Origin of the sequence: Cupriavidus oxalaticus, assembly GCF_038900635.1 — a bacterium.
GTDB classification, from domain to species: Bacteria; Pseudomonadota; Gammaproteobacteria; order Burkholderiales; family Burkholderiaceae; genus Cupriavidus; species Cupriavidus oxalaticus_B.
The window spans coordinates 111,478-130,240 of the sequence record NZ_JAYMRX010000011.1; the positions used below are offsets into that span (position 1 = coordinate 111,478).

Here is an 18,763-nt window from a genome sequence, read left to right on the forward strand (position 1 = left end):
CCACTGTCTACATACTAGGATTGCCGCCGCGGCGACGTCAAGGAGTCGTTGGGCAAGGTCGGGTTTACCTCCCTGTCGATGCGTTGGCGCCGCGGCGTCAGCCGGAGTGGCGCAGGTGCTGCTAGGGTTAGCACTAAGGGCAAATGGCTTCCCGTTCCTTGACGCTGGCCGATGCGCTCCCTACGATATAGACGCTGGATACATTGATGGCCAGCGATGCGGTGACGGGATAGCAGAAGCCGAAAGGAGCGAACATTGGAATTCACTGGCACACAGGTAATCAAGGCTTCCAGGGCAGAGGTCTGGAAGCGGTTGAACGACCCCGCGACCTTGCAGCAGTGCCTGCCGGGATGCGAGAAATACGAGCAAGGCGAGGACGGCAGCTATGACGCGGTCATCGTCGCGGCGGTCGGGCCGATCAAGGCCCGCTTCAAGGGAACGGTCCGTTTTTCCGGCCACCAAGCGGACCTCGGCTACCACATCGAAGGCAGCGGCAGCGGCGGCGTCGCGGGATACGGCAAGCTGGGCGCCGATGTCCGCCTGGAAGACGTCGATGGCGGTACCTCGCTGCAGTACGTGGCCGCGGCGCAGATCGGCGGAAAGCTCGCGCAGATCGGTTCCCGACTGGTGGGCTCGGTGGCGAACAAGTTCCTTGCCGAGTTCTTTTCCCGCTTTGAGCAGCGGGTCACGCAGGAGATGGAGCAAAGTGCCTCCCTGGAAGCTTGCTCTGAGTAGGCTTCTGGCGGAACGGGGGTGCACCCGAAATTTTTTTGACCTTTAGTATTATGATCGTCATACTATGCGCATCGCGCGTGCTGATGCTGAAGTGATAACGGAGACACAGAGGCGACCGTGAAAATCGAAAACACCATCAATGGCGTGACCGGCACGACCGAGATCGAGCCAAGGCGGCTGCTGGTGCATATGCTGCGGGACCAGAAGCGCCTGACCGGCGTCCACATCGGCTGCGACACTTCCCAATGCGGCGCCTGCACTGTGCTGCTGGACGGCTCGACCGTGAAGTCATGCACGGTGCTCGCCGCACAGACCGACGGCTGCGAACTCCGCACAATCGAGGGAATGGAGCATGACCGCACCACGGACGCCCTCAAGCAAGCCTTCAACGAACTGCATGGCTTGCAGTGCGGTTTCTGCACGCCGGGGATGCTGCTGGCAGCGCGCGCGCTGCTCGAGCACCAGCCGGCGCCGGCCGAGACCGATGTCAGGGAGGCGCTGCATGGCAATCTGTGCCGCTGCACCGGGTACCAGAACATCGTCGATGCGGTGCTGCTCGCCGCGACCAGGCTGCGGCAAACGCAGGCCGTGATGCACGAGGAGGCCTCCAGATGAGCGAAGCACCGAACGGCAGCGCAACCCGCTACATTGGCAAGTCGGTCACGCGGCGGGAAGACAAGCGGCTGATGAGCGGCCAGGGCAGGTTTACCGATGACCATCAATTCCCTGGCATGGTCTACGCGGCCTTTGTCAGGTCGCCCTATGCGCACGCCAGCGTCACCGGCATCGACACGTCAGCGGCGCGCGCGCTTCCCGGCGTGGTTGACGTGCTGACCTACGCGGACATCCACGGCAAGGTCGGCGACATCCGGCCGAACTGGGTGGTGGGCAATTCCAGGGTGCCGCCTCATCCGGCCCTTGCGGCGGAACGCGTGCGGTACGTTGGGGAAGCCGTTGCGATGGTGGTTGCCGAGAGCCGGGAAATCGCGGCGGACGCCGCCGAGCTCGTCGAGGTAAGCTACCAGGAACTGGAGCCGGTGGTCGATGCGGAAGCCGCGCTCGCGGACAGCGCACCCCAGCTGCACGATAACGTGCCGGGCAATCATATCGGCACGTTCCGGCTCAAGGGCGGCAGCTACGAGGACGCATTGAAACGGGCCGACCGCGTGGTATCGATCCGGCTGGTCAACCAGCGGCTGATACCCAGCCCGCTCGAGCCCCGCGCCTTGTGCGCGAACTTCGACCCGGTCGATGAGCGCCTCACGTTTATCGTCCCGACCCAGGTTCCGCACATGTCGCGACGCTGGCTGGCTGAAACCCTGCGCTGGCCCGAGCACCGGGTCCGGATCGTGGCGCCGGATATCGGCGGCGGATTCGGCGCGAAGATGCACTTCTATGCGGAAGAAGTGCTGGTGGCGTTCGCTTCCAGGCATTTCGGGCTCCCGGTAAGCTGGACCGAGACGCGCAGCGAGAACTTCGTCGCGACCACCCATGGCCGCGCGCATACCGAATATGTGGAAGCCCCCGTCACGAGCGACGGCAAGGTGCTGGGCATCCGCTTGCGTTCGTTCGCCAACCTCGGCGCCTACCTGTCGAACATGGCGACCGGCATTCCTACCGTCAACACGGCCAACTACATCACAGGCAACTACCGGATCAACTCGGTCGACGTGGAAGTGAACCTGGTGACGACCAATACCACGCCGGTCGACGCATACCGCGGTGCCGGCCGGCCGGAAGCCGCATACATCATCGAGCGGCTGATGGACGCGGTGGCGGGCGAACTGGACCTGGACCCGGTCGAACTGCGGCGCCGCAACCTGGTGCAGCCCGATCAGTTCCCCTATCAGCCGCACGACGGTGCGCGCGGCAAATGGGACTCCGGCGATTACGAAGCCTGCCTGAACCAGGCAACCGAGCTGATCGGCTACCAGCGCTGGCGGGAGCAGCAGGCGGCGCTGCGAGAGCAGGGCAGATACATCGGCATCGGCGTGATCTGCTATCTGGAGCTGGTCGGCATGGGCATTTCCCCGATGCTGGAAAAGGTCGGGTTCAACCGCGGCGGCTGGGAAAGCGCGCATATCCGCGTGCACTCCGATGGCAAGGTCACGCTGTTCAGCGGCTCGATGCCCCAAGGCCACGGCCATGCCACCAGCTTCGCGCAGATCGTCGCGGATGCCTTGCAGCTGCCGATGGAAGATATCGATGTGGTGCAGGGCGACACCGACCGCGTGCTGGCTGGCCATGGCACGTTCAATTCACGCTCGATGCCCGTGGGCGGCAGTGCTGCCTATATCGCAGCGGGCAAGATCCTGGCCAGGGCCAGGCGCATCGCCGCCTTCATGCTGGAAGTCCCGGAAGAGGAAGTGAACTATGCAGATGGCCGTTTCTCGAGCGCAGCCAATCCCACCGTTATCCCGTTCTCGCAGGTTGCAAGAATGGCATACCTGGCGCACAAGCTGCCCCGGGATTTTGAAGCAGGGCTGGATGAGCGCGTCTTCTATGAGCCGGTCGCCCTGGGAGCGCCGAATGGCTGCCACGCCGTGGTTGTGGAGGTCGATGCAGAGACCGGCGTCGTGACGATCCTGGACTATGTGGCCGTCGACGACGTCGGGGTGATGATCAATCCGATGCTTTGCCACGGCCAGATGCACGGTGGCATCGCGCAGGGGATCGGCCAGGCGCTGTTCGAGGAAGCCAGCTACGACGATGCCGGGCAGTTGCTGTCCGGTTCGCTGCTCGACTACGGCTTTCCGCGCATCGAGCAGATTCCCCGCATGCGCACCGGCTTCCATGTCTCTCCGGCGCCGTCCAACCCGATCGGCGTCAAGGGCATCGGCGAGGCGGGCTGCGTCGGTGCGCCGCCCGCGGTGGTGGCGGCGGTATGCGATGCACTGAAGCCATTCGGCATATCCCATCTCGATATGCCGCTGACGCCGCCGAAGGTCTGGCGTGCCATCCAACAGAGCCGGAGCGCGACATGATTCCTTACGAAGTCGAATACCTCAGGGCCGGCAGCGTGCAGCAGGCGCTTTCGCTGCTGGCCCAGCATCCCGAGGCGAAGATCCTGGCCGGAGGCCATACGCTGCTGCCGATGATGAAGCTCAGGCTGGCGCGGCCCGGACTGCTGGTGGACATCGGCCGCCTGCCAGAACTCCGCGGGATCGCGGTCCATGAGGAGTCCGTCTCCATTGGCAGCGCCACGACGCACGCCGAACTCGAGGCGAGCGCGGAACTGAAGCGGCTGGCACCGCTGTTCCCGCTCGCCGCCGCGGTGATAGCCGATCCGACCGTCAGGAACCGTGGCACGATCGGCGGTGCGCTGGTGCACGCGGATCCGTCGGCAGACTGGCCGGCCGTGGTGCTCGCCATGGACGCCGAGATGGAAGTCGTGGGCGCACACGGGAGCAGGCGCATTCCCGCGCACGAGTTCTTTGCCGGCTTCATGGCGACCGCCGTCGAGCCGGACGAAATCCTGACGCGCATCCACGTGCCATTGCCGGCGCCGGCCCGGGTCGGCTACCGCAAGTTCCGCCATCCGTCGTCCGGCTATGCGGTCGCCGCGGCGGCCGTTGCGATCAATGTCGGCAAGGACGGCTACAGCTGGGGGCGGATCGCCATCACCGGCGTTGCCGATACGGCATTCCGCGCATGGGAGGCGGGGGCATTGCTGGAAGGCAGCTTCGCGGAGCTGCCGGACAAGGTCGATGCCATCGTCGAAGCCGCATTCGCCAATGTGCCCCCGCTGGAGGACAACTTTGCCGATGGGGCATACCGGCTGCAGCTTGGCCGGGTGATGCTCAGGCGCGCGCTTGCCGATGCGCTGAAGCCGCCTGGCGCTGACTGAGTCTCCCGGGGGAGGGTTACGCTTGCGCGGCGCTGCGTGACCTCGCCTTCGGCTTGCCTGCGGCGGCTTCAACAGCCGCCGCAGCTTTTTTCCGGCCCGCGGCCAGCAGGCCGGTCAGCACGAATTCCTGTACGCTCTGCCGCCATTGGCCGAGCGCCACGCGCGGGCGCGGGCTGGGTCCCGCCGGCCTGGCACTGAAGAACATGCTGACACCATGCATGGCCGACCACGCGCAGCGCACCATCATGTCGTCGAACTGCCCGGCAAGACCGTTCTCGCCGAAGTAGTCCTGCACGGCGCCCGACAACAGCTGGTAGGACGCGCTGCCGGCTTCGAGCAATTCCGGATACCGCTCCTTGTCCTCGATCTGCGGCCCGAACATCAGGTAGAACAGCGCCGGATGCTTGACGGCGAACTCGATGTAGCCATCCATGACCGTCAGCAGCCGTGCTTCGGCGCTCATGTCCGGCGAGAGGCGGGCCCGGCGCACCGCGACCAGTTCCCGGAACCCTTCGGCGGCGATCGCGGCCAGCAGGCCCTCCTTGTCGGAAAACTGGTTGCGCGGCGCGCCGTGTGAAACCCCGGCGAGCTTGGCCGCGGAGCGCAGCGTCAGTCCATGGACGCCCTGGCTGGCGAGGATTTCGCGGCCGCAACGGATCATTTCTTCCCGCAGGTTGCCATGGTGATAGCTTTGGCGGGCCGGGCGCTTGGTGGAGGTGGTCATGAAAATGCGGGTGGCGATATCGTCAGGCCTCAATATTAGCGCCAACCCGTGCCGTGTTAGTGCGCGTCGTTGCGCACCGGCGGGCCAATGACGGCGCGGGCGGCAACGGGCAGTTAGCGTACCAGGGCGTCGATGACCTGGACGTCGTCAAAGGCGATCGGCGAGCCATCGGCGCGCGACAGCGGCGGCGCCACGATCTCGCTGCCGGTCTGCTTGTCGACGAAACGCTTGGCGCGCCGCTTCGGTTCCTCCACCCATCGCTCCGCCCACGCCTTGAGGCTCAGGTACGTAGGCAGGAAATCGCGCGCGCTGTCGGTCAGGAAATAGGCGCAGCGCGTGCTGCCCTCAAGCTTCCTGCGCTCCAGCAGGCCATGGTCGGTCATTGCCTGGAGCCTCGCGCTCAGGATGTTGGAAGCGATGCCGAGCCGGCGCTGGAACTCCTCGAACCGTGTCGACCCGTAATACGCTTCGCGCAGGATCAGGATGACCCAGCGCTCGCCCAGCACTGCCGATGCATGGGCGACAGGACATGGCATGGCAAGGAAGCGGGATTGGCTCATGTCGGCTCGGATGCTGGCGCAGGTGGCGTTCGCGCTATACGTCCTGTACGCCCTACAGGCCGGCGTGAAGGCCGGCCTGGACGGCATCCAGGATCTCGCCGGACATCGCTTCCGACCTGACCGAACGCGCCAGCACCATCCCGCCGACCATGGCCGCCAGCGTGACGATGGCGTCCTTGCGCGCGGCCTCGTCATCGCCTCCGGCAATGGCGTCGATCATCGCTGTCACGCGCGCCTCGAAGCGCTTGCGCGTCCTGGCGTCAAGCCGCGATACATCGGCGCCGAGCGCCGCGATGGCGCAACCCGCGCCGGGATTGTCGCGGTGCTTCTTGTTCACATAGGCCTGGACGACGGCTTGCTTGCGCTGCCGCGAAGATGCCACCGACGTCGCATCCTCCAGAAAATCCATGGTCTGGTCGAAGGCCGCGTCGATGGCCTCGGCGACCAGCGCGTCCTTGGATTCGAAGTGTGCGTAAAAGCCGCCATGCGTGAGGCCGGCGCTTTTCATCAGCTGCGCAACGCCGATGCCGTTGACGCCATGCTTGCGGAATTGCGTCGAGGCGGCCTTGACGATGTGCTTGTGGGTTTCAGCCTTTTGGTCGAGCGAGTAGCGCATGATGGGGAGACAGCGATGGAAGGTCAGTCTCTGCAATATATAGCATTACGATCGTCATTGCATCGGGCGCTTCCCCAAGTCTGTCGATTGCGCCGGGAATGTGGCTGCCAGGAGGCTCGCGCCACCCGCTTTACTAGGGATAGCACCGAGGCAGCGGCAGGGTGATCGTCCTTGACCATGGCGCATCGCCTGACTAGCATGTAGACGCTGGATACATCAGCGGGGGCATTGCAGAAATCTCGCGACGAGCGGCATTGGGGAGGTCATGGCCGCTGCGATCGTTCGCCCTTTGATATGACGATCATCATTGCATGACAGACAACGGAGACAACGCGCATGAAACCACAGCAATCCAGCTCGCCGGGGACGGTTGACGTCCAGGCGTTCATCGACAACCAGCGATTCTCGCCTTACCAATGGATGATCCTTATCGTCTGCTTTCTGGTGGTGGTGGCGGATGGCTTTGACACCGCCGCGATCGGCTATGTGGCGCCGTCGCTGACGAAAGAGTGGGGCGTTTCCAAGCTGGCGATGGGCAATGTGCTGAGCGCTTCGCTGGTTGGCCTTGCGCTCGGCGCGCTGATCGCCGGGCCCTTCGCGGACCGCTTCGGGCGCAAGCCCGTGCTGGGTGTGTCGGTGGCGGTCTTCGGCCTGTTCAGCCTTGCCACCGCATCGGCGGCCTCCGCCGTCGAACTGTCCGGCTGGCGCTTCCTGACGGGCATGGGGCTGGGCGCCGCCATTCCAAACGCAACCACGCTGCTGGCCGAGTATGCGCCCGCCAGGCGCCGCGCCTTCCTGGTGAACAGCATGTTTTGCGGGTTTACGCTGGGTGCCGCGGGCGGCGGCTTCCTTGCCGCGGTCATGATTCCGGAATTCGGCTGGCGCAGCGTCTTTATCGTCGGCGGCGTGGTGCCGCTGGTCCTTGCCGTCATGGTGCTGGCGTTGCCGGAATCGATCCGCTTCATGGTGCTGCGCGACTGGCCGGCGCAGCGGATCGGTACGGTGCTGCGACGCATCGCAGGTTCCGCGCAATTCCAGGCGTCGCGCTTTACCTTGCCGGATGACCAGGCCGACAAGCTGCGCTCGCCGCTCGCGCTGATCCTGTCGCAAAAATACCGGGTGGGCACGTTCATGCTCTGGACCACCTACTTCATGGGTGTCCTGGTCTTCTACCTGGTGACGAGCTGGATGCCGACGCTGGTCAACGAAACCGGCGCGACCCAGGCCGAGGCAGCGCTGATCGCCGCACTGTTCCCGCTGGGTGGCACGCTGGGCGCGATGGCGTGTGGCTGGCTGATGGACCGCATGGATCCGCATCGCGTCATCGGCCTGGCCTACTTCTTTGCTGGCGTGTTCACGCTGGCAATGGGTCACGCGACCAGTGGCTCATACCTGACCATGCTGACGCCGGTCGCGGGGCTGTTCATGGGGGCGGGGCTGGTATCGATGCCGGCGCTGGCCGCCTCATTCTATCCAACGCAGGGCCGCGCCTGCGGCGTCGGCTGGATGCTCGGCATCGGGCGCTTTGGCGGCATTCTCGGCGCCGTTGCCGGTGGCACGCTGTTGCAGCTGGGTCTCGGCATGAGCGCGATCCTGAGCATCCTCGCCGTGCCATCCGTTCTCGCTGCCATCGCTGTCGCCGCAAAGGGAATCGCGGCGGAGGGGAAGCCGTCCCGGCAGGCCGCTGTCGCCAACGAGGCATGACCCATCTGTTGGCCCCCGGGCGTTGACCCAGACATGAGCCTGCCCCGCTTGCCCGGGGGCGCGGGCGCGGGCTCCACGGCAGGAACGATCATGGAAAGCGTGGATCTTGAAGTCTTGAGAAGCAGTGTCCGCTGGAGCGGGCAGGGGCACCGCAGTTTGCTGGTGACGGTGGTGCGGACCTGGGGTTCGTCGCCAAGGCCGGCCGGCGCGATGCTGGCGGTGCGCGACGACGGCCTGGTAGTGGGCTCGGTTTCCGGCGGCTGCATCGAGGACGACATCATCGACCAGACCCGCCGCGAGGGCATTCGCGACGGTAGCCCCGAGGTGCTCCGGTATGGCGTCAGCGCCGAGGAGGCACACCGGTTCGGCCTGCCTTGCGGCGGAACCATCGAGCTGGTGGCGGAGGCTGTCTCCGCGAAGAGCGGACTGCGCGAACTGCTGCAGGCGGTGGAGGATGGCCGGCTGGTGACACGCACGCTCGACGTCGTGACCGGCGTCGCGACGCTCGGACCGGCCGCGGCCGCCGACGGCCTGGCGTTCGACGGCAGGTTCCTGTCGACCATCCACGGACCGCGCTATCGCCTGCTGGTGATCGGCGCCGGCCAGCTTTCGAAGTACCTCTGTGAAATCGCCGTCGGGCTGGGCTTCGACGTCACGGTGTGCGACCCGCGCGAGGAATATACCGATACCTGGACGCTCCCCGGCATCACCATGGTGCGAACCATGCCGGACGATACGGTGATGGAGATGGCGCTGGACGAGCGCAGTGCGGTGGTGGCGCTGACACACGACCCCAAGCTCGACGACCTGGCCCTGATGGAGGCGCTGCGCACCCCGGCCTTCTACGTCGGTGCACTGGGTTCGCGCCGCAACAACCAGGCGCGGCGCGAGCGCTTGAAGGAATTCGACCTGGACAGCGGGCAGCTGGCGCGGCTGCATGGCCCGGCCGGCATCTATATCGGCAGCCGCACGCCGCCGGAAATCGCCATTTCGATCCTTGCCGAGGTGGTGGCAGCGCGAAATCAGGTGCGTTTGCCGGATGACCTGAAGGTCGAACACGCCAAATCCCTCCGGGAGATCTCGGCGGATACCATGAGCGCGTGCGGGATATCGGCAGGCCGTAACGGCGTTCCGGCCTGACCGGACTGACCAGCGTAAAGGCCGCGGCCGCGCAATCGCGGTCGCGGCCGCCTGCGTCATGTGGTGCTTGCGGGAGTGCCCGCGCCACCGTCGTCCATATCCATGCGATGCTGCGTGACCGCGGGCTTGCCCGGATCCCTCTCGTTCGCATCGGCAGGCACCCTGATCCGGTACCAGATCGCATACATCGCCGGCAGGAACACCAGGGTCAGCACGGTGCCGGCAAGGGTGCCGCCGATCAGCGTGTAAGCCAGCGTTCCCCAGAACACCGATTGCGTCAGCGGGATGAAGGCCAGGATTGCCGCCAGCGCCGTCAGGAGCACCGGACGGGTACGTTGCACCGTCGCTTCGACCACCGCGTCGAACGGCGCCATGCCCGCGTGCTTGTTCTCGTGGATCTGCCCGATCAGGATCAATGTGTTGCGCATCAGGATGCCGGACAGCGCGATCAGCCCGACCAGCGCGTTGATCCCGAACGGCTGCCGGAACAGCAGCAAGGTCGGCACCACGCCGATCAGTCCCAGCGGGCTGGTGGCAAGCACCATGACCATGGCCGAGATCGAACGCACCTGCAGGATGATGATCAGCAAGGTCAGGGCCAGCATGATCGGGAACAGCGGCAGCAACGCCCTGGTGGCCTTGCCGGATTCCTCGATGGCGCCCGCCTGCTCGATCCGGTAGCCTGCCGGCAACCTGGCCAGGATCGGCTGCAGTTGCTGCTGGATCGCCGCGGACACATCGGGCGGCTGCAGTCCCTCGGCGATGTCGCCGCGTACCGTGATCGTCGGCGTACGGTCGCGGCGGCGCAGGATCGGATCTTCCATGCGCACATCGACGGTGCCTACCTGGGACAGCGGAATGCGCTGTCCTGCCGCCCCGGTCAGCGTGAAGCCGGAGATCTTCGCCGGGTCCAGGCGGATGTCTCCCGCGGCGCGCGCCAGCACCTGTACCGAGCGGATGTCCTCGCGCACTTCGGTGACCGGCAGGCCGTTGAGGAGGAGCTGCAATTGCTGCGCGACGCCGCTGGAAGTCAGCCCTACGGCCTGCAAGCGGTCCTGCTGCAGCGTAAAGTGCAAGGCGGGCGCACGCGATCCCCAGTCGGTATTGACGGTTCGCATCAGGGGGCTGCTCTCCATCACGCGGCGCACGTCCGCGGAAATCGCACGCAGCTTGTCCGGATCCGGCCCTGCGACGCGGAATGCCACCGGGAAGGGCGAGTAAGGGCCGAATACCAGCTGGCTGACGCGCACGCGGGCCTCAGGCGCCAGCCCACCGGCAATTGCCTGGCGCAGGCGGGTCTTCAGCGCTTCGCGTTCGGCCTGGCTGTCGGTCCGCACCACGAGCTTCGCAAAGGACGGATCCGGCAGTTCCGGCGACATGGCGAGATAGAAGCGGGGCGCCCCCTGGCCGACATAGGCCGTCACGATCTTCGCTTCCGGCTGGCGGGCTAGCCAGGCCTCGACCTTGGCCGTGGCCGCGCTGGTCCGGCCAATCGCCGTGCCATAGGGCATCTGGACTTCGACCAGCACCTCGGGGCGATCGGAAGTCGGGAAGAATTGCTTCTTGACGATGTCCATGCCCAGCACCGAGACCACGAAGCTGCCCACCACCACCGCGGCCACGAGCCACTTGCGCCCGATGACGCGCCCCAGCAGGCGGCGGAAGCGGTTGTAGTTCGGCGTGCCATAGATGGCATCGTGGCCGCCTTCGGCCTTGCCGATCTCGGGCAGCAGCTTGACGCCCAGGTAGGGCGTAAAGGCGACTGCGACGATCCAGGACACGACCAGCGCAATGCCCACGATCCAGAACATGTTGCTGGTGTATTCGCCGGCCGTCGAGCGCGCAAAGCCGTTGGGCATGAAGCCCACCGCAGTGACCAGCGTGCCGGACAGCATCGGCGCGGCGGTGTGGCTCCAGGCATAGGCGGAGGCGGCGATGCGGCTGTAGCCTTCCTCCATCTTGACCACCATCATCTCGATCGCGATGATGGCGTCGTCCACCAGCAGGCCCAGCGCCAGGATCAGCGCGCCCAGGGTAATGCGGTCGAAATTCTTCCCTGTCGCCGCCATGACCACGAACACCGCGGCCAGCGTCAGCGGCACGGCGGCCGCCACGACGATGCCGACGCGCCAGCCCATGCTCACGAAGCACACCACCAGCACCACCATCAGCGCGACAAAGAACTTGACCATGAACTCGTCGACCGATGCGCTGATGTTGACGGACTGGTCGGTCACCTTGGCCAGGCTCATGCCCAGCGGCAACGCTTCATTGATCGCTGCCACTTCCGCATCCAGCGCCTTGCCGAGATCCAGGCCGTTCCAGCCGTCGCGCATCACCACGCCCAGCAGCAGCGCGGGCTCGCCGTTGTTGCGGACGAGGAAGGTCGCCGGATCCTCGTAGCCGCGCTCCACCGTGGCGACATCCGAAAGCTTGAGCGTGCGGCCCTGCGCCACCACCGGCGTGTCGCGGATCTTCTGCAGCTTGTCGAAGGCGCCGTCGAGGCGAATGAAGACCTGCGGACCCGCGGTGTCGATCGACCCGGCGGGCGTGAGGGCGTTCTGGCTGTTCAGGGCCGCGAAGATGTCCTGCGGCGCGATGCCCAGCGTGGCCAGGCGATCATGGGAAAAGCTGACGAAGATGCGCTCGGACTGTTCCCCGATGATATTCACCTTCTTCACGCCCGCGACGTGCAGGAGGCGCTGGCGCAATGCCTCGGCGTCGCGGACCAGCGCCCGCTGCGGCTCGCCCTTCGCCTTCAACGCGAACAGCGCGAAGGTCACGTCCGAATACTCGTCATTGACGATCGGGCCGATCACGCCTGCAGGCAGTGCGGCGGACTCATCCCGCAGCTTCTTGCGCGCCTGGTAGAACTCTTCCTGGACCTCCGCTGGCGGGGTGCTGTCGAGCAGGGTGACGGTGGTGAACGCCAGGCCGGGGCGGGTGTAGGTCTCCGTCCGGTCGTACCAGCGCAATTCCTGCATGCGCTTTTCCAGCCGTTCCGCCACCTGGTCCTGCATCTCCTGCGCCGTCGCTCCCGGCCAGGCCGTGATGACGGTCATGGTCTTCACCGTGAAGGCGGGATCTTCCGCGCGGCCCAGCTGGAAGAAGGCGATGACGCCTGCCGCCGACACCAGGATGATCAGGAAGAGCGTGACGGAGCGCTCGCGCACCGCGAGCGCCGAAAGGTTGAAACCACTCATTGCTGCGCTCCCTGGCCGGAAGCCTGCGCGGCCCCGGTCCCGATTGCCGCGATCCGTACCTGCTCGCCCTCGCGCAGCAGGTGGGCGCCCAGCGCGATGATCCGGTCGCCGGCGCGGAGGTCGCCGGCGACACGCGCGGCATCGTCGCCCAGGCTGCGTACCTTCACCGGGCGCCAGCTGACGCGATTGGACTTTCCGTTCAGCACCCATACGCCCGGGCCTTTGCCCGGATCGAAGAGCGCGCCGATCGGTACCTGCAGGTCGGCTTGCGCCGAAGCGCGGCTGACTTCCGGGATCTGCAGGACAACGGTGGCGCCAAGCGGGGCCTCGGCCAGCGCGCCTTCGAGCACGTACCTCGCTTCGTAGGTGCGGGTCTGCCGGTCCGCCGCATTGGAAAGCTGCCTGAGCTTTGCCGGTACGGTCAGCGTGTCATTGCCGTAAAGCGTCGCCTTGCCGACCGAACCCACCGGCGGCAGAAGGGTTTCCGGGAGGTGGACCACGGCTTCGCGCCGCCCCGCATGCGCCACGCGCACCACCACCTGGCCGGCATTGACGACCTGCCCGGCATCGGCCAGCGTTTCCACCACCACACCGTCGGCGTCGGCGACCAGGACTGCGTAGCCGGTGGCATTCTTCGCCACGTCGGCCTGGGCTTCCGCCGCCTTGAGCTGTGCCCTGGCCGATTCCGCCGCGGCCTTGATCTGGTCGTAGGCCGAGGCCGATACGGCGCCGGTCCCGACCAGGTCGCGATAGCGGGCTTCGTCCTCCGACGTTTGCCTGGCCCGGGCCCGCGCGGCAACGACGGTTTCCTGCTGCGCGTGCGCCGCCAGCTTCAGGTCGTTGGGGTCGATGCGCATCAGCGGCTGGCCGCGCTTGACGGTCTGGCCCGTATCGACTAGCCGCTCCAGGACTTTGCCCGAGACACGAAAGCCCAGGTCGCCCTGGACCCGGGCGGCAACGGTTCCGGTGAAGGAGCGTGTGGCGGCGGCCGGGTCCTGGACGATTCCGACCCGGACCAGCGGGGGCTTGACGCGGGGGTCGGGCGCCGGCGGCTCGCCGCAAGCGGCTAGTACAAGTGGCAACACGCACGCGGCGGCGGATGAAGCGATTCGGCGCTGAAGCATAAGGTCCTCTCTACGCGAGACTGAACCTGAATTATTGTTCTTGTGACCAATTTAGTCAATGGTCACAAGCGACCGCAGGAACGCTGCAACGAATATGCCGCTTGCAACGACGCGCAGGTGCTTCTTACGGGGCGAGGCTGCGCAGTATCAGGCTGGAAAGCTGGGCGTGAGCTTCTGCGGCAACGTCGAGGTTGTGCTGCAGCAGCAACGGATCGATGTAGGGGCGCATGACGAGGTAGATGCCGTTGGCGGTCTCGTCCAGCGGTGTCTTGCGCTCGAATTCACCGGATTTCCGACCCTCCAGGACGATCCGCATGGCGATATTCCGGATGTAGTCCTCATAGGCGAGAACCGGCTGCCACCGCTCCTGCGCGGCCGCCGCGGCAATCGCGTAGAGCTTGCGGTCCTGGAAAAACAGGCGCACGCCGGCTTCGACCAGCGTCTTGAACAACCGCCGCAATCGTTCGGAAGCTGTCGGGACGGCAGCAAGGGCCTCGTCGACCTCACTGGTGATCGCGCCCAGGCAGTTTGCGCAGATCACTTCACCGATCGCCTGCTTGGAATCGAAGAACTTGTAGATGTACGCCTTGGAGAAGCCGATCGCCTTGGCGAGGTCGGAAACCGTCGTCTTCTCGTAGCCGTAGAGGCTGAAGTGCTCGGTGGCCGCCTCAACGATCTGGGAGCGGACATTGTGATCTGCGGGGCCCCGGGAAGGCAGGGCGGAGGGTGTGGTTTCGGTCATTCGGCCAGCTTACCGTGGTAGATGATCATTGACAACTAGTGACCAGTTTATAATATAGTCACAACTCCGATCGCTTTTAGCCACGAACATTCCATGCTTTTCCCTCGCTATCTAACCCTGCTTCTGAGTGCCGGCGTCATGGCGGGTTGCGCCGTCGGCCCTGACTACCGAAAGCCGGACGTCCCGGTTTCGGAACGCTACCTGGGCCAGTCCGGCGTTGAGCAAAGGCGCGCGTCGCCGCCGGCCGAACTGACGACGTGGTGGGAAGGTTTCGGCGACCCCGTGCTGACCCGCCTGGTGTCGCTGGCGCTGGAACAGAACCTGGACCTGGCGCAGGCGTCAGCGCGCGTCACCCAGGCACGCGCGGGGCTCGGCGCGGCCAACGCGGCCTTGCTGCCTTCGGGCAGCGCCAGCGCGCAGGCGGGCAGGAGCTACCAGTCGATCGAGACGCCGCTTGGCAGGCTGCAGAATGCCACGCCGGGCTTTGACCGGTATGGCAACACCTACGAGGCAAACCTCGGCGCCGGCTGGGAGCTGGACGTCTTCGGCGGACTGCGCCGCGGGCGGGAAGCCGCGCTGGCGGAGTACCAGGCCTCGGCAGCGGGCGCGGCCGCGACGCGTCTCGCCGTGGCCGCGCAAACGGCCGACCTGTACATCACCGTGCGCGGATTGCAGACCCGTCTGGGCATCGCCAGGCGGCAAATGGAGACTCAGCAGAAATTGCTCTCCACGGTTGGCCTGCTGTTCGGCAAGGGCCTTGCCGCCGAGCTCGAGGTCCGTCAGGCCGAGGGCGCGCTGGCCCAGGTCAGCGCCACCGTTCCGGTGCTGGAGACGGGGCTCGATGCAGCGTTGAACGCGCTCGACGTGATGCTTGGTGTTCCGCCGGGCACGTATCGCGCCGAACTGGGCGGTCCCGGAACGATTCCCGCGGCACCGCAGCTCGCCGGTACGGGTTCGCCGGCGGACCTGCTGCGGCGCAGGCCGGACCTGATCGTCGCGGAGCGCCGGCTGGCGGCAGCCAACGCACGCATCGGTGTCGCCATTGCCGAGTACTACCCCAAGTTCTCGATCAGCGCCCTGTTGGGCAGCGCCACGACCGTGGCCGCCGGCAACCTGTTTTCCGCCGGCGCGAGCCAGGCGGCGGGCGTGCTGGGCCTGCGCTGGCGCCTGTTCGATTTCGGCCGCATCAATGCCCAGATCGACCTGGCCCGCGGCCAGGAGGCGGAAGCCCTGGCGGCATACCGGCAGGCCGCGCTGCGTGCGACCGAAGATGTCGAAAATGCCTTCTCCGCCCTGATCAAGCGTGAAGAGCAGGCCGGTACGCTGGCACAGGGCGAAGCCTCGCTGACGCGGGCGCGTAACGCCTCGCTCGCGGCCTACCAGAAGGGTGTGGTCCGCCTGATCGAGGTGCTGCTTGCCGACGAGAGCCTGCTGCGGACGTCCGATGCCAGGGCGCAGGCCCAGACGGAATCAGCACGCGCCGCCGTGGCCGCATTCAAGGCACTGGGCGGCGGGTGGGAGCCGGCAACCGCCTTGTAAGCCAATGCCACGCCACCGATGCCACCAATTCCGGCAGGCAGGGAACGCCTAGAATTTCTGTGTGGGCGTTGCCGGCGCCCCTCCCAAACCGGGATGGCAAGTTTTTGACAAGGCGCAGCGCTGGTGACCCCACATTAGCGGTGGCACGGTTTGGCGAAATGAATTAACGGCGTAATGAAAAAGCCCCGGCAAAATCGCCATCACGGCCGCTAGTGAGAAGGCGGATTCGCGCCCTCATCCTCCCGCAGCTTTTGCAAGGACTTGGTCAACCTGGCGCCATGTCCGCTGTCCGCGGCCAGCAGCAGCGCCTCGATGCCGGATTCGAGGTCTGCCAGTTCAGTATCTCCCGGCCTTGCCAGCTTCATCTCCTGAAACTCTTTGCAGATGCGCTTGGCCAGTTTGTGGACAAAATCGGGGTCCAGGTCGCCTTGCCCCACGGCATGCCTGATGTGCTCGATCAATCTCGCCAGACCCTCGGGTGTGGTCTCGCTCGCATTTGGTATTTCCGGTGTCATTGGCAACTCCATTGGGCAAGTCGGATTATTCTAGGTCGAGGTTGTTCCGTGAGGATTGCATATTTCACGAACACCGGTATGAGAATCGCGTCGATATGCGCGATACGCCAGCTAGAATCTGGAAAGGCTTCCCTTTGGCATGGAATCATGAAACGCGAATCTAGCTCCACGCAGAATGGGTCGTCGGCTGCTCGGAGGGCGGGACCCACGGACCCTCTGGCGGATGAGGAGAGCTTGCCCAATGGCAATGAGTTCTACATCAGCCGCGAACTCAGCCAGCTGGAGTTCTTCGGCCGCGTGCTGCAGCAGGCGGCCGATCCCGCCATCCCGCTGCTCGAACGCCTGCGCGCCTTGTGTACCTTCAGCAGCAACCTGGATGAGTTCTACGAGATCCGCGTGGCGGGCCTGAAGGAACAGTGCGTGCTGCAGTCGCCGGTGGTCGGCCCGGACGGGCTGACGCCGCAGGTCGTCTATGCCACGGTCAACCAGCGGGTGCGTGAATTGATCGATCAGCAGTATCGCCTCTTCAATGACGTGCTGATTCCAGCCATGGCAGAGCAGCAGATCTGCTTCCTGCGACGGCCATCGTGGAACGCAGAGCAGCAGGCCTGGATTCGCGATTTCTTCTTCGCCGAACTGATGCCGGTGCTGACACCCATCGGGCTGGATCCCGCGCATCCGTTCCCGCGCGTGCTCAACAAGAGCCTGAACTTCGCGGTCGAGCTCGAGGGCAAGGATGCGTTCGGCCGCAACTCCGGCTATGCGATCGTGCAAGCGCCACGGGCGCTGCCACGTGTCATCGCACTGCCCGCTGACGTTTCCGGATGCGAGCATGGCTTTGTCTTTCTCTCGTCCATCCTTCACGCCCATGTCGGCGAGCTTTTCAGTGGTATGTTGGTACGGGGCTGCTATCAGTTCCGTGTGACCCGCAACAGCGAATTGTTCGTGGACGAGGAAGAGGTCAAGAACCTGCGCGAGGCGCTGCAGGGCGAACTGCCGCACCGGCATCTTGGCGACGCGGTCCGGCTGGAAGTCGCGGACAACTGCACGCCGGCAATGACGACATTCCTGCAGGAACAGTTCGGGCTCGCGCCCGGTGAAGTGTTTGCGGTCAACGGGCCGGTCAACCTGGTCCGCCTGATGCAGGTGCCGGACCAGGTCGACAGGCCGGAACTGAAATACAAGCCTTTCCGGCCCGGCGTGCCGAAGATCTTGAAGGAGCATGCCGACGTCTTCCGCGCCATGCGCGAGGGCGACATCCTGCTGCATCATCCGTTCCAGTCATTAGCACCGGTCGTCGACTTCGTCAGGCAGGCGGCACAGGATCCCGATGTCGTGGCGATCAGCCAGACCGTGTATCGGGCCGGGCACGACTCGGTCCTGCTGTCGGCACTTATCGAGGCTGCGCGCAACGGCAAGGAGGTCACCGCCGTGGTGGAATTGCTGGCCCGCTTCGATGAAGAGGCGAACATCGGCTGGGCGGCGCAGCTGGAGGCGGTTGGCGCGCATGTCGTCTATGGCGTCGTCGGTTTCAAGGCGCATGCCAAGATGGTCATGGTGTTGCGCCGGGAAGGCGGAAAGCTCAGGCGCTATGTCCATCTCGGCACGGGGAACTATCACCTCGAGACCTCGCGCACCTATACCGATTTTGGATTGCTGACCTGCGATGAATCGCTGACGCAGGACGTGGCACAAGTCTTCAGCCAGCTGACCGGACGCGGGCAGACGCAGAGCATGACCCATATCTGGCAATCGCCGTTTACCTTGAAGAAGCAGTTGCTGATGGCGATCCGGGGCGAAGCCGAGCACGCCAGGGCCGGGCGCAAGGGACGGATCATCGCCAAGATGAATGCGCTGCTGGAGCCCGAGCTGATCCAGGCGCTATACGATGCCTCACGTGAAGGCGTGCGCATTGATCTGATCGTCAGGGGCGCCTGTGCGCTGCGGCCGGGCGTTCCCGGCCTGTCGGAGAACATCGCCGTGAAATCGGTCATGGGCCGATTTCTCGAGCATTCGCGCATCTTCTACTTTCGCGACGGCGGGGCAGAGAAGGTCATGCTGTCCAGCGGGGAATGGATGGAGCGCAGCCTGTCCCGGCGGATCGAGGTCTGTTTTCCCATCCTGGATTCCCGGCTGAAGGAACGGGTCATTGCCGAAGGCCTGAAGCCCTACCTTTCCGACCGGCGCGACACGTGGGTGATGACGCCTGGCGGGAACTATGAACGCCAGCTTGCGCAGGACGGCGAGGCAGCGCAGAACATTTTGCTGTCGGCGCTGACCTGAGTTTTTCTGACCTCTGCTGACTTTCCGACCG

15 protein-coding genes are annotated in these 18,763 nt (G+C 65.4%); 8 read left to right on the forward strand and 7 right to left on the reverse strand.

Annotated features, from left to right (window positions below):
* The first annotated feature begins 255 nt into the window (after positions 1–255).
* The 4 genes from VSR71_RS18790 (at position 256) to VSR71_RS18805 (ending at position 4,582) form a co-directional block, all read left to right on the forward strand.
* On the forward strand, positions 256–735 hold the full coding sequence (locus tag VSR71_RS18790; RefSeq protein ID WP_342915353.1) for a carbon monoxide dehydrogenase subunit G: 480 nt from the start codon (positions 256–258) through the stop codon (positions 733–735).
* A 117-nt stretch (positions 736–852) separates the two neighbouring features.
* A complete protein-coding gene (locus VSR71_RS18795; protein WP_342915354.1) occupies positions 853–1,350 on the forward strand; it encodes a (2Fe-2S)-binding protein in 498 nt (165 codons plus the stop codon).
* Positions 1,347–3,719: a xanthine dehydrogenase family protein molybdopterin-binding subunit gene (locus VSR71_RS18800; protein WP_342915355.1), complete on the forward strand. Its 2,373-nt coding sequence runs from the start codon at positions 1,347–1,349 to the stop codon at positions 3,717–3,719. The genes VSR71_RS18795 and VSR71_RS18800 overlap by 4 nt, the downstream gene beginning before the upstream one ends.
* Positions 3,716–4,582: a xanthine dehydrogenase family protein subunit M gene (locus tag VSR71_RS18805; protein WP_342915356.1), complete on the forward strand. Its 867-nt coding sequence runs from the start codon at positions 3,716–3,718 to the stop codon at positions 4,580–4,582. Before VSR71_RS18800 ends, VSR71_RS18805 begins: the two co-directional genes overlap by 4 nt.
* Positions 4,583–4,598: 16 nt before the next feature.
* Here the strand turns inward: VSR71_RS18805 and VSR71_RS18810 are convergent, their stop codons facing one another.
* The 3 genes from VSR71_RS18810 to VSR71_RS18820 all read right to left on the reverse strand — a co-directional run bounded on the left by VSR71_RS18810 (position 4,599) and on the right by VSR71_RS18820 (position 6,482).
* Positions 4,599–5,306 carry a TetR/AcrR family transcriptional regulator gene (locus VSR71_RS18810; protein WP_342915357.1) on the reverse strand — a complete coding sequence of 236 codons (708 nt, stop codon included), beginning with the start codon at positions 5,304–5,306 and terminating at the stop codon, positions 4,599–4,601.
* Between the two features lie 113 nt (positions 5,307–5,419).
* On the reverse strand, positions 5,420–5,866 hold the full coding sequence (locus tag VSR71_RS18815) for a helix-turn-helix domain-containing protein (RefSeq protein WP_342915358.1): 447 nt from the start codon (positions 5,864–5,866) through the stop codon (positions 5,420–5,422).
* A gap of 52 nt (positions 5,867–5,918) precedes the next feature.
* Entirely contained in the window at positions 5,919–6,482 is a 564-nt protein-coding gene (locus tag VSR71_RS18820) for a TetR/AcrR family transcriptional regulator (RefSeq protein WP_342915359.1), read from the reverse strand.
* A gap of 336 nt (positions 6,483–6,818) precedes the next feature.
* On the opposite strand from VSR71_RS18820, the gene VSR71_RS18825 reads away from it, so the two are divergent.
* Positions 6,819–8,186, forward strand: coding sequence for an MFS transporter (locus VSR71_RS18825; protein WP_342915360.1), 1,368 nt, complete (start codon positions 6,819–6,821; stop codon positions 8,184–8,186).
* A gap of 90 nt (positions 8,187–8,276) precedes the next feature.
* Positions 8,277–9,326, forward strand: coding sequence for an XdhC family protein (locus tag VSR71_RS18830; RefSeq protein ID WP_342915361.1), 1,050 nt, complete (start codon positions 8,277–8,279; stop codon positions 9,324–9,326).
* A 56-nt stretch (positions 9,327–9,382) separates the two neighbouring features.
* Here VSR71_RS18830 and VSR71_RS18835 read toward each other — a convergent pair whose 3' ends face one another.
* The 3 genes from VSR71_RS18835 to VSR71_RS18845 all read right to left on the reverse strand — a co-directional run bounded on the left by VSR71_RS18835 (position 9,383) and on the right by VSR71_RS18845 (position 14,395).
* The gene (locus VSR71_RS18835; RefSeq protein ID WP_342915362.1) at positions 9,383–12,529 is read right to left on the reverse strand and encodes an efflux RND transporter permease subunit; all 3,147 of its coding nucleotides are present in this window, start codon (positions 12,527–12,529) and stop codon (positions 9,383–9,385) included.
* Positions 12,526–13,653: an efflux RND transporter periplasmic adaptor subunit gene (locus tag VSR71_RS18840; protein ID WP_342915363.1), complete on the reverse strand. Its 1,128-nt coding sequence runs from the start codon at positions 13,651–13,653 to the stop codon at positions 12,526–12,528. Before VSR71_RS18840 ends, VSR71_RS18835 begins: the two co-directional genes overlap by 4 nt.
* Before the next feature lie 124 nt (positions 13,654–13,777).
* Complete coding sequence (locus VSR71_RS18845) at positions 13,778–14,395, reverse strand: TetR/AcrR family transcriptional regulator (RefSeq protein WP_342915364.1); 618 nt, start codon at positions 14,393–14,395, stop codon at positions 13,778–13,780.
* 93 nt (positions 14,396–14,488) lie between these two features.
* Here VSR71_RS18845 and VSR71_RS18850 point away from each other — a divergent pair, with 93 nt between their 5' ends.
* Positions 14,489–15,934 carry a TolC family protein gene (locus tag VSR71_RS18850; protein WP_342915365.1) on the forward strand — a complete coding sequence of 482 codons (1,446 nt, stop codon included), beginning with the start codon at positions 14,489–14,491 and terminating at the stop codon, positions 15,932–15,934.
* 209 nt (positions 15,935–16,143) lie between these two features.
* On the opposite strand, the gene VSR71_RS18855 is transcribed toward VSR71_RS18850, so the two are convergent.
* On the reverse strand, positions 16,144–16,395 hold the full coding sequence (locus VSR71_RS18855; RefSeq protein WP_342915366.1) for a hypothetical protein: 252 nt from the start codon (positions 16,393–16,395) through the stop codon (positions 16,144–16,146).
* 201 nt (positions 16,396–16,596) lie between these two features.
* On the opposite strand from VSR71_RS18855, the gene ppk1 reads away from it, so the two are divergent.
* The gene (gene ppk1 / locus VSR71_RS18860) at positions 16,597–18,732 is read left to right on the forward strand and encodes a polyphosphate kinase 1 (protein WP_428979430.1); all 2,136 of its coding nucleotides are present in this window, start codon (positions 16,597–16,599) and stop codon (positions 18,730–18,732) included.
* Positions 18,733–18,763: the final 31 nt, after the last annotated feature.

What these genes read in the sequence shown, in the direction of transcription:
- VSR71_RS18825 (WP_342915360.1), top strand. Translation starts at nt 6,819, where the DNA reads ATGAAACCACAGCAATCCAGCTCGCCGGGGACGGTTGACGTCCAGGCG.
- VSR71_RS18850 (WP_342915365.1), top strand. Translation starts at nt 14,489, where the DNA reads ATGCTTTTCCCTCGCTATCTAACCCTGCTTCTGAGTGCCGGCGTCATG.
- VSR71_RS18845 (WP_342915364.1), bottom strand. Translation starts at nt 14,395, where the DNA reads ATGACCGAAACCACACCCTCCGCCCTGCCTTCCCGGGGCCCCGCAGAT.
- VSR71_RS18830 (WP_342915361.1), top strand. Translation starts at nt 8,277, where the DNA reads ATGGAAAGCGTGGATCTTGAAGTCTTGAGAAGCAGTGTCCGCTGGAGC.
- VSR71_RS18820 (WP_342915359.1), bottom strand. Translation starts at nt 6,482, where the DNA reads ATGCGCTACTCGCTCGACCAAAAGGCTGAAACCCACAAGCACATCGTC.
- ppk1 (WP_428979430.1), top strand. Translation starts at nt 16,597, where the DNA reads ATGAAACGCGAATCTAGCTCCACGCAGAATGGGTCGTCGGCTGCTCGG.
- VSR71_RS18840 (WP_342915363.1), bottom strand. Translation starts at nt 13,653, where the DNA reads ATGCTTCAGCGCCGAATCGCTTCATCCGCCGCCGCGTGCGTGTTGCCA.
- VSR71_RS18815 (WP_342915358.1), bottom strand. Translation starts at nt 5,866, where the DNA reads ATGAGCCAATCCCGCTTCCTTGCCATGCCATGTCCTGTCGCCCATGCA.
- VSR71_RS18835 (WP_342915362.1), bottom strand. Translation starts at nt 12,529, where the DNA reads ATGAGTGGTTTCAACCTTTCGGCGCTCGCGGTGCGCGAGCGCTCCGTC.
- VSR71_RS18800 (WP_342915355.1), top strand. Translation starts at nt 1,347, where the DNA reads ATGAGCGAAGCACCGAACGGCAGCGCAACCCGCTACATTGGCAAGTCG.
- VSR71_RS18810 (WP_342915357.1), bottom strand. Translation starts at nt 5,306, where the DNA reads ATGACCACCTCCACCAAGCGCCCGGCCCGCCAAAGCTATCACCATGGC.
- VSR71_RS18805 (WP_342915356.1), top strand. Translation starts at nt 3,716, where the DNA reads ATGATTCCTTACGAAGTCGAATACCTCAGGGCCGGCAGCGTGCAGCAG.